This is a genomic window from Nocardiopsis suaedae, assembly GCF_027706745.1.
In the GTDB taxonomy this organism is placed as follows: Bacteria; Actinomycetota; Actinomycetes; order Streptosporangiales; family Streptosporangiaceae; genus Nocardiopsis_A; species Nocardiopsis_A suaedae.
In genome coordinates this window covers 75539-84750 of sequence record NZ_JAQFWP010000026.1, presented here as the reverse complement: position 1 = coordinate 84750, position 9212 = coordinate 75539, and the positions used below count along the sequence as shown (strand labels likewise).

The 9212-nt window shown below is 72.6% G+C and carries 9 protein-coding genes; 3 read left to right on the top strand and 6 right to left on the bottom strand.

Going from position 1 to position 9212, the window contains the following annotated elements; translation table 11 throughout:
• Positions 1 to 70 precede the first annotated feature (70 nt).
• Both O4U47_RS15450 and O4U47_RS15445 read right to left on the bottom strand, forming a co-directional pair.
• Complete coding sequence (locus O4U47_RS15450; protein ID WP_270678561.1) at positions 71 to 712, bottom strand: hypothetical protein; 642 nt, start codon at positions 710 to 712, stop codon at positions 71 to 73.
• A 33-nt stretch (positions 713 to 745) separates the two neighbouring features.
• On the bottom strand, positions 746 to 1414 hold the full coding sequence (locus tag O4U47_RS15445) for a hypothetical protein (protein ID WP_270678560.1): 669 nt from the start codon (positions 1412 to 1414) through the stop codon (positions 746 to 748).
• 267 nt (positions 1415 to 1681) lie between these two features.
• Between O4U47_RS15445 and O4U47_RS15440 the strand changes: the two genes are divergently transcribed.
• Complete coding sequence (locus O4U47_RS15440; RefSeq protein ID WP_270678559.1) at positions 1682 to 2746, top strand: glycerophosphodiester phosphodiesterase family protein; 1065 nt, start codon at positions 1682 to 1684, stop codon at positions 2744 to 2746.
• On the opposite strand, the gene O4U47_RS15435 is transcribed toward O4U47_RS15440, so the two are convergent.
• Positions 2709 to 3947, bottom strand: coding sequence for an MFS transporter (locus O4U47_RS15435; protein WP_270678558.1), 1239 nt, complete (start codon positions 3945 to 3947; stop codon positions 2709 to 2711). The two genes, O4U47_RS15440 and O4U47_RS15435, sit on opposite strands and share 38 nt — an antisense overlap.
• A gap of 188 nt (positions 3948 to 4135) precedes the next feature.
• Here O4U47_RS15435 and O4U47_RS15430 point away from each other — a divergent pair, with 188 nt between their 5' ends.
• Both O4U47_RS15430 and O4U47_RS15425 read left to right on the top strand, forming a co-directional pair.
• Complete coding sequence (locus O4U47_RS15430; protein WP_270678557.1) at positions 4136 to 4603, top strand: MarR family winged helix-turn-helix transcriptional regulator; 468 nt, start codon at positions 4136 to 4138, stop codon at positions 4601 to 4603.
• A 64-nt stretch (positions 4604 to 4667) separates the two neighbouring features.
• Positions 4668 to 5186 carry a GNAT family N-acetyltransferase gene (locus tag O4U47_RS15425; protein ID WP_270678563.1) on the top strand — a complete coding sequence of 173 codons (519 nt, stop codon included), beginning with the start codon at positions 4668 to 4670 and terminating at the stop codon, positions 5184 to 5186.
• Between the two features lie 43 nt (positions 5187 to 5229).
• On the opposite strand, the gene O4U47_RS15420 is transcribed toward O4U47_RS15425, so the two are convergent.
• The 3 genes from O4U47_RS15420 to O4U47_RS15410 form a co-directional block, all read right to left on the bottom strand.
• Positions 5230 to 5742: a hypothetical protein gene (locus tag O4U47_RS15420; RefSeq protein ID WP_270678556.1), complete on the bottom strand. Its 513-nt coding sequence runs from the start codon at positions 5740 to 5742 to the stop codon at positions 5230 to 5232.
• Positions 5743 to 6874: 1132 nt separating this feature from the next.
• Entirely contained in the window at positions 6875 to 7786 is a 912-nt protein-coding gene (locus O4U47_RS15415; protein WP_270678555.1) for a MinD/ParA family ATP-binding protein, read from the bottom strand.
• 48 nt (positions 7787 to 7834) lie between these two features.
• On the bottom strand, positions 7835 to 9160 hold the full coding sequence (locus tag O4U47_RS15410) for an EsaB/YukD family protein (RefSeq protein ID WP_270678554.1): 1326 nt from the start codon (positions 9158 to 9160) through the stop codon (positions 7835 to 7837).
• Positions 9161 to 9212 lie beyond the last annotated feature (52 nt).

Below are 9212 nucleotides of genomic sequence, written 5' to 3'. Positions count from 1 at the left end.
CGGGGTTGTGAGCCACAGACCCGAGACTCAAGATCCAAGAAACACGCCCTAGGCGCCCGGCAAGGGCCCTCTACAACTGGTAGTAGGGGGCCCATCGGCCTTCGTAGAACAGCCTGCCGTTGCCGCTCACGGCGAGCGCGATGACGGCGATCGATGCCCCGAGCCCGGCCGGGTTCATGAGGATCAGGTTGAAGGGGATCGGAATGCAGGACACGACCACGAGGGTCCACATGAACACCTTGCCGGGCCTTCCGGCCCTGATACCCAGCCAGAGGTGGAAGAGGCCGACCGCCAGGATCACCGCGCCGAAGATCAGCATGACCGCTCGATCGTTCTCCATGTCCATCGACTCGGCGAAGTCGTAGGAGAAGAACACCCCGAGCCCGAGGCCGGTCAGGATGAGCCCGAACACCAGCGGGATGGCGGCCAGGACGTACATGATGATCTGGATCGCCGTGACCGCGCCGGGGCGCTTCTTCGGGGGAACGCTGTAGGCGCCATAGGGCGCGCCCTGCGGCGCGTACCCAGGGGCGTACTGGGCGCCCGGCGGGAGCCCGTACCCGGGAGGCAGGGCCGGAGCCGGGGGTGGGGCGAACCCCGGCCGCTGGTGCGGTGCGTACCCGGGCTGCGGCGTCGGCGCCTGGGATCCGTCGGGGCGGAGCGGCTCGTAGCCGCCCCCGGGCGGAGGGGGAGGCGAGGATGGGGGCTGCACCTGTCGTCCCTTCGTCAGCGGCGGTCGTGGTGGCTACGCCTGGTAGTAGGGGGCCCATCGGCCTTCGTAGAACTGCCTGCCGGTGCCGCTGACGGCGAAGCAGATGAGCATGATCTCCAGCCCGAGCGCGATCGGGTTGATGGAGATCAGGCTGAAGAACGCCCCGATCGCGTTGAGGACGACGACGGTCCACATGACCCACTTGCCGGGGTGGCCGGCCCTGAAGCCCATCCAGGTCCAGAAGGCCCCCATGGCCAGGACCACCACGCCGAAGCCGGCGACGAACGCGGGTGCCGAGCCCTCCATGTCCATCTCATCGGCGAAGTCCCCCGAGAGGAGGCTCCCGACGCCGATGCCCGTCATGGCCAGCCCGATGAGGAGGCTGAAGGCCGCGCTGATGAAGATGAACACCTGGATCGTCGTCACCGTTCCGGGGCGCTTCTTCAACGGGAGGCCGTTCGGCGCGCCATAGGCGTAACCGGCGCCGTACCCGGCACCCGGGTACTGCGCGCCGGGAGGAAGCCCGTACCCGGGCGGCGGAGGCGGGGGCTGCTGCGGCGGAGGGCCGTAGCCGGGCTGTGGGGGGCCGTACCCCGGCTGCGGCGGCGGCCCGTACCCGGGCGGGGGCGGGGGAGCCTGGGTGCCGTCGGGGCGGAGCGGCTCGTAGCCGCCGCCGGGCGGAGGTGAGGATGGGGGCTGCACCTGTCGTCCCTTCTGGAATCGCGGTGGGGGATGCAAAGGGTGGGATGGTCACGTGTGAGTGACCGGTTCGAATCTATCGGTGACCGCCGACGCCCTGGGCGCCCCACCGGCCCCGGGTCCGCAACCGGTCAGCGCCCGACGCCCGCCTCGGCTCGCTGCCACCCCCTTCGCCGTCCTCGTCTCCCTCCGCGGCCGGTCGCCGGGACTTCAGTCCCGCTTCACCAGAGGCCCATGCGCCGGTCGCGCACCGCGCCGACCATGTGCCCCATGTACGCACGCCTCCTCACGGCCGCCACGGCCATCGCATCAGCAGCGGTCCTCTCCGCCCCCGGCGCCGCCCAGGCGGCGCCCGGCCCACCCGCCTCCCACCGCCACTTCGACCTGCAGGCGCACCGCGGCGGGCTGGGGCTCGTCGTGGAGAGCACCCTGCCCGCCTTCGAGAACGCCCTGCGGATCGGTGTGAGCACGCTGGAACTGGACGTGCAGATCACCAAGGACGGTGAGGCCGTCGTCACGCACGACCGGCAGATCAGCGGGGACAAGTGCCAGGACACCGGGCCCGCGCGGCCCGGGGACCCGCAGTACCCCTACGTCGGGCGGTACATCAAGGACCTGACCCTGGAGCAGGTGCGGACCCTGGACTGCGGCTCGCAGACCCTTCCGCGGTTCCCGGAGCAGCGCGCCGCGCCGGGGGAGCCGATGCCGCTGCTGAGCGAGGTGTTCGACCTCGTCCACCGGTACAAGGCCTACAAGGTGGCCCTGAACGTCGAGACCAAGGTCGAGGCGGGCGCCCCGGAGGAGACCGCGCCCAGGGAGGAGTTCGTCCAGGTGGTCGCCTCCGAGGTGCGGTCGGCCCGGATGCTCCGGCAGGTGACGGTTCAGAGCTTCGACTGGGGCGCGCTGATGCGGATGCACGAGGTCGAGCCGCGGCTGCCGCTGGTCGCGCTCACCAACCGCGACTTCCTGGAGACCGGTGAGCCGGGGGCCTCGCCGTGGCTGGGCGGGATCGACATCGACGACTTCGGGGGCGACCCGATCGCCGCCGTCGACTCGTTCGGCGCGGACGCCTTCTCCCCGGTGCACGGGTTCCCGCAGGACGGGACGGTGGACGACCCGGACTACGAGCCCTACGTGACCGGGGAGATGGTCGACCGGGCCCACCGGCGCGGGATCGAGGTGATCCCGTGGACGGTGGACGACGAGGCCACCATGCACAAGCTGATCGACGACGGCGTGGACGGGCTGATCACCGACTACCCGGACCGGCTGCGGTCGGTCATGGCCGAGCGCGGGTTCAAACTCCCGAAGAGGTACCCCGCGCCGCGGCCGTGACCTGGGCGTCCTCCTCGGGCCGCCCCCGGGCGTCCGCCGGTGCGCCCGCTCCCCGCGCCTCCCTCCGGTCCATCCGGGCCGAGAGGGCCGCCAGGACCAGTGCTCCGGCGGGGAGCAGGGCGCCCGCCCAGTTCGGCGAGGTGTAGCCGAGCCCGAGGTCGATCACGAAGCCGCCGAGCAGGGCGCCGATGGCGTTGCCGAGGTTGAAGAAGCCGATGTTGATGGCCGAGGCCAGCGTCGGCGCGCCCGAGGCCTTGTCCATCACGCGCTTCTGCAGCGGCGGCACGGTCGCGAAGCCGAAGGCGCCGATCAGGAAGACGAACACGACCGAGGCCGCCATGCTGTGCGCGCCCCACGTGAACCCGAGGAGGGTGAGGCTCAGCGCCGTCAGGGAGGTGTACAGCAGCGGCATCAGGGCCTTGTCGGCGAAGCGGCCGCCGACCGTGTTGCCGGCCACCATCCCGACGCCGAAGGCGACCAGGACCCAGGTGACGGCGGCGGGGGCGAACCCGGCGACCTCGGTGAGCATGGGCGCGATGTAGGTGATCGACACGAAGACGCCGCCGAAGCCGAGCACCGTCATCGCCATGGCGAGCAGCACCTGGGGACTGCGCAGCGCCGCGACCTCGGGCATCAGGCGGGGGCCCACCGGCTTGGGCGTGCGCGGGACCAGGGCCAGGACCCCGGCGAGGCCGACCACGCCCAGCAGGGCGATGGCGCCGAAGGCGGCACGCCAGCCGACGGACTGGCCCAGCAGGGTGCCCGCGGGGACGCCCACCACGTTGGCCACGGTCAGGCCGGTGAACATGAACGCGATCGCGGCGGCCCGGCGGTGCGGGGCGACCAGGTCGGCGGCGACGACGGCGCCGATGCCGAAGAAGGCGCCGTGGGTGAGCGAGGCGACCACGCGGCCGGCCAGGAGCAGGCCGAAGGCGGGCGCGAGCGCGGAGATCAGGTTGCCCGCCACGAACAGAGCCATCAGTGCGGCGAGCATCGGCTTGCGGCCGATACGGGTGCCCAGGGCGGTGGTGAGGGGCGCGCCGAGGAAGACCCCGGTGGCGTAGACGGTGGCCATGTGGCCGGCGGTGGAGACGGGCACCCCGAAGTCCTCGGCGACGCCGGGGAGGAGCCCGGTGACGATGAACTCGGTGGTGCCGATTCCGAAGGCGCCGATGGCGAGCGCCCAGAGGGCGAGCGGCATGGTCGGGGTCCTTCCGGTGCGGATGCGCGGGCGGGCGGTGTGCCGTAGGGGGCACCCGACGACATTAGATGCACGCGCGGATTACTTGCAAGCGCGGACTAAATGAGTGCGCGCACCATCGGCCTGAGCCGTCAGTTGCCGACGGGGCTATCCTGGGGGGCGGTCACCGAACGCGCGGGAGGCAGGCGATGGGGAGCGAAGCCGTGGGGGCGGCCCTGAACGTCGGCGGGACGGCCCTGGCCCAGGGGTGGTGCGCGCTGTCGCTCCTGCACGGCACCATCGAGTCGCACGTGGAGAAGGCGCTCCAGGCGGGGCACGGACTGAGCGTGCGCGAGTTCTCGGTCCTCGCGACGATCAGCGAGCGCGGCGGGGCGAAGATGCGGATGAACGAAGTGTCGAACGCGGTCGTGCTGAGCCAGAGCGCGACCACGCGCCTGGTCAACCGCCTTGAGGACCGAGGGTTGCTGCAGCGGGTCATCTGCCCGGACGACCGGCGCGGCATCTACACGGCCATCACCGACGAGGGGCGGGAGCTCCTCGGGCAGGCGCGGCCGACCAATGAGGCGGCCCTGGAAGAGGTCTTGGCCGAGGCCGAGAAGAACCCTGAGCTGGCCCCGCTCGTCCAGGCCCTGCGTGCGCACCGGACCGGCCTCTGAGAGAGGATCGGCCCCCATGAGTCCGATGACCTCCGGCCCGAACCCGACGCCCCCTCAGAGACGAGTGACGCGGCTCCTCGAACCCGGGGACGCCGCCGCGCTGGCCGAGCACCTCACCGAGAGCCGCGCGTTCTTGGCGCCGTGGGACGCGCTCCGCGATGACCGCTACTTCACCCCCGAGGGGCAGCGCGCGCAGATCGAAGAGGCGCTGAAGGGGTACGGGGCGGGGACGGCGGCCCCGTTCGCGATCCTCGGGGACGACGGCTCGGCGGTCGGCAGGATCAACCTCAACGGGATCACACGCGGGGCGTTCCAGTCGGCGTCGATCGGTTACTGGGTGTCGAAGAGCCACAACGGCAGGGGACTGGCGACCAGGGCGGTGGCCGAGATGAAGGAGTACGCCTTCGGGGCACTGGACCTGCACCGCCTCCAGGCTGAGACGCTGCTGCGCAACACGCCGTCCCAGCGCGTGCTGAAGAACAACGGATTCACGCCGTACGGGGTGGCCCCGCAGTACTTGAAGATCGCAGGCGAATGGCAGGACCACGTCCTGTTCCAAGCGCTCAACCCGGAGGCGGTGTAGCGCGGCTAGCGCAGCGGCATTCGGGGGCGACGGGGCCGGTGCGTCAGAACCGCCCCGTGTAGTAGTCGCGGTGGGACCAGGTCGCGACGGCGATCGAGACGGCCAGTGCGGCTCCGACCAACTGCCCGCCGGTCGCTTCGCCCGTCCCGATGCTCAAGAAGAAGTTCAGCACGCCTGATGCGGCGGACAGGCCGTAGGTCACGACGATCGCCCACATGACCCACGGCCGACGCGTGGTGGCCTTGGCGCCGAGCACGAACTGCCACACGGCCCAGGCGGCGAGTACCACGGCGAGCATGAGGAACATCCCGGCCCAGGAGTCCCCCTGCGCCGTACTCGGGCCGCTGGACTCGAAGGAGAAGAGCAGGCCGAATGCCAGGGCACCGACCGAGGTGAGGCTGGCGAGGATGAAGATGACGACCCGTGCCGCCTTTAGCCGCCCGGGAACAGGCGGCTGGGAAGAAGCGTCGTACGGCGACCCGTAGTAGGGCGGATAGGCCCCGTTGTGCGGCGGCGCGGGGTAAGGCTGCCCAGGATGAGGCTGCTGCCCGTGCATGCCGCCCGGATACGGCTGCCCATGCGCGGCACCGGACTGATCCTGCGGGACGCCCTGTGGAGGCGCCATAGACGGCGGGGCCATCTGGGGAGGCTGCTGGCGGGGCGGCTGTTGCTGTGACCCGTGCTGCCACTGGGCACCTCCGCCGTTCGCGTCTCCACCAGGAGCGGGCGTGCCAGGGGGATGGGGATTCATGATGGTTCCTCGGTCACTCGCGTGCTTGCGGCCGACGAACGAACCTACATGCGTTGCGCCCGATACGCGCAGAACAACCATCGCCGAGCGTGACGTCCTCCAGGTCATGGACCGGGCCGGGCGCAATGGCCACAACCGGCAAGGCCGTCCGCCGCGTGATGGCACCCACGGATTCAACCGCCGCGCGAGCGCCTCTTCGCGACCACGCGGAACAACCTGACGGCCCCTCGCCCCACGCGTGATGAAGGGAGTTCGGCGAGAGCCATCAACTGCTCCTCATAGCCGCCTGCCACTCCAGCCGGACCACGCGTCGGAGGAGGGACGGACGCCGCCGGGGCAGGCGGTTCTGCTTCAGAGGGCTTGGCCTCCCGCTTCGCCTCTCTCCTCGCCTCCTTCTTCGCGTCCCGCTCCCGCTGCGCCTTCGCCTTGTCGGGCTTCGGGGCGGACTCCCGCCTCGCGCCTTTCGCGCTCCTCTTCTTCCGCTTCTCCTTCTTGCGGTCCGCCTGCTCACCATCGGCCGGGGGCGCGCTCGGCCCTTCCAGGAACGAGCGCGCGGCATCCGATCCCGCCACGACCGTGGGACGCGCAGGCGGGCGCGGCCCCGGCGGCCCTGACGGTCGCGGCGGCCCCGGCGGGTCGGGCGGTCCGGCCTGTGGGGCGGATGGCCTTTGCGGGGGCCGCTGTTGCCGGGCCGACGGCGAGGGCGGACCGGTCTGCGGAGGAGCGCCGTTGCGCGGGGGCCCTGCGGGCTGCCCGCGGCCTCCAGACGGGGGAGCGCTTTCCGGCGGCGTCGGCCGTTCCTGAGGGGGCTTCGGCCTCGACCTCCAGAGCGGCTCCGGTTCTGGCCGAGGCGCCGCCTGTGGCGGCGGGGCCTGGTGATTCTGTGCCTGGGACCGGTTCCACCCCTGTCGGGGGTCTCGCGGCGGGGGAGTGTCCGTCATCGCACGGCCCTCTTCAGTGCTTCGAGCGCGATCGTGGTCGCGGCCGCATGGGTGGACGCGGCGAGACGCCGCGGCTGCAGGCCGTCCGTATAGGCGAGGTGCCTGTCGTAGCCGATGCGCACGACCTCCGCACCGCTCTTGCGCAACACCTCCGCCGCGCCTTCGTGGTCGAAACGGGGATCTTCGTCAGGGGACTGCTCCACCAGCACCACGACGATCCTCTCCGGCAGAGACGCGTCCCCCTGGGTGGTCATCCAATCGAATCCGCGGCCGATGTCCGCGGCGCCCTCCGCCGTCGCCGGAGCGACGAGCACATGGGCGTGGGCGCTCGCCTGGGCCGCACGGTTGAAGCCGTCGAACACGTCGGCCCCGCGGTCGATCAGCGTTACCCCGAAGTAGCGGGTGATCGGCAGCAGGGTCTCCTGGAAGGCGTCGGCGTCCAGGGCCGTGGCGTCGGGGCCGCTGTGCACCGCGGGGAGCATCCACAACCGGTCCCGCACATGCGCCAGGTGCGGTGTCAGCTCCTCGAACGACGAAGCGGAGACGCGCCTGCGCGCGACCTCGCCCAGTGACGACGACGGGGTGACCCCCAGCCTCCGCGCCAGCGAGTTCGAGCCGGGCGTGATGTCGAGGGTGAGCACCCGGTCGTGCCGGTAGTGCGCGAAGACCGACGCGAGCAGCGCCGTCACCGTGGCCTCGTCCGCACCGGCGCGCGGTCGGGTGACCACGATCCGGCGTCCGGTGGTGATCGCCCGCTGCAGGGTCTCGCCCGTCGCGAGGTGGGCCGCCGCGTGGTCGGACGGCAGGAAGGGGAGCGCGAGCCCGCGGCCGATCCGGCGCAGGAACGGGTCGCCGTGGCGCCCAGGACGGGCTCCGGCCCCGCTCGGCGTCTCGGTGCGGGTGTTCACGGCGCTCCTCCGATCGGCTCCGGCCGGACTCTGTCCGGGCTGTTCGGGTCAGAAGGTCGACAACAGGCGTTCATAGGTGCCGAGCGCGCCGATCGCGACCGGGATGCACACCACCACCGCCACCGCCTCCAGGCGGCCCGCGTTGCGGCGCAGCATGGCGCGGGTGTGCTCGGCGGGGTCGGCCGCCAGCACCGCCACCGGGACGACGAGGGCGACGGCGATCAGCGCCACCCCCGGCAGCGGCGCCCAGGGCACCGCCTCGGTCAGGGCGGCGGCGAGCGCCACCGCGGCGGCCGTGCCCGCCGCCAGCAGCGGGGCCTTCTCCGTCACCAGGGGGAACATGCGGGACCGGCTGGCCAGCACGATCGCGAGCAGGGCGGAGAGCACCAGCGTCCACGGGGACGGGCCGCTCGCCAGGCCGTAGCCGGCCACCGCGGCGGCCACGCCGACGGCGGCGACGGCCACCACCATGCTGCGGTGCGTGTCGACGAGGGCGGTGCGCACGTCCTCGCGCGCGACCTCCTCGCCGCCGCTGCGGCGGTCGTCGAGCACGGTCAGACCCGAGAAGGCGAGGGCGGCCCGGAGCAGCACGCTCACCGCCACGACGCTCGCGACGGCGCCGATGGCCGACGCCTCGGCGAAGTCCAGGCCGAAGGCGAGGCAGCCGATCCACAGCGCGGACAGGGCGAGGGCGACCGCGCCGCCGACGATGCCCCCGCGCCCCAGGCCCGAGGTCAGGCCCAGGATCAGCAGGATCAGCGACGCGACGACCGCCGGGAGCGCCCACCACGCCCACTCGGGCAGGCCGTACTGGGCGACGGCGTTCCAGGCGGCGAGGGTCGTGAACACGCCGCCGCTGAGCGTCAGGGCCGTGCCGAGCGACGGCTTCGAGGCGGAGCCCAGGACGGCGCCGGAGCCCACGAGCAGGCCCGCCAGGACGGCGAGCACGGAGGTCGCCGCGACCGTCGGCAGGGACGCGCGCATGATCAGGCCCGCACCGGCGAACAGCACCACGACCGCCGCCGTCGCCGTCCAGCGGGCGGCCGCCGGGGACCAGTACGAGGGGTGGGCTTCGAGGGCGCGGCCCACCGCCTCGGGGACCTCGTGGACGATGGGCGCGGGCACCGGGTCGTCGGCGCGGATGAGGCGCAGGACCGCGCCGTCGGAGATGCCCCGCTCGGCCAGGGAGGCCCCGCCGTCCAGGAGGTCGCCGCCGACCGTGCTCAGGTGCCGGGGCAGGGCGGGACCGTCGGGGGCGTCGCCGAGCATGCGCAGGACGTCGGGCATGAGCGCGCCGATGGGCTCGTCGGCCGGCAGGACGGCGTCGACCCTGCGGCGCTCGCCCACGAGCGTCACGCGGCTCCACGTGGTCATCGCGGTCCTTCTCCACAGTTCTCGTCGGCGGTGGTCACGGCGTTGCCGCCCG

Bases quoted from the DNA above. Each gene is read 5' to 3' on its own strand.
- O4U47_RS15410 (WP_270678554.1), bottom strand. From the start codon at position 9,160: ATGACCACGTGGAGCCGCGTGACGCTCGTGGGCGAGCGCCGCAGGGTC.
- O4U47_RS15440 (WP_270678559.1), top strand. From the start codon at position 1,682: ATGTACGCACGCCTCCTCACGGCCGCCACGGCCATCGCATCAGCAGCG.
- O4U47_RS15435 (WP_270678558.1), bottom strand. From the start codon at position 3,947: ATGCCGCTCGCCCTCTGGGCGCTCGCCATCGGCGCCTTCGGAATCGGC.
- O4U47_RS15430 (WP_270678557.1), top strand. From the start codon at position 4,136: ATGGGGAGCGAAGCCGTGGGGGCGGCCCTGAACGTCGGCGGGACGGCC.
- O4U47_RS15420 (WP_270678556.1), bottom strand. From the start codon at position 5,742: ATGCACGGGCAGCAGCCTCATCCTGGGCAGCCTTACCCCGCGCCGCCG.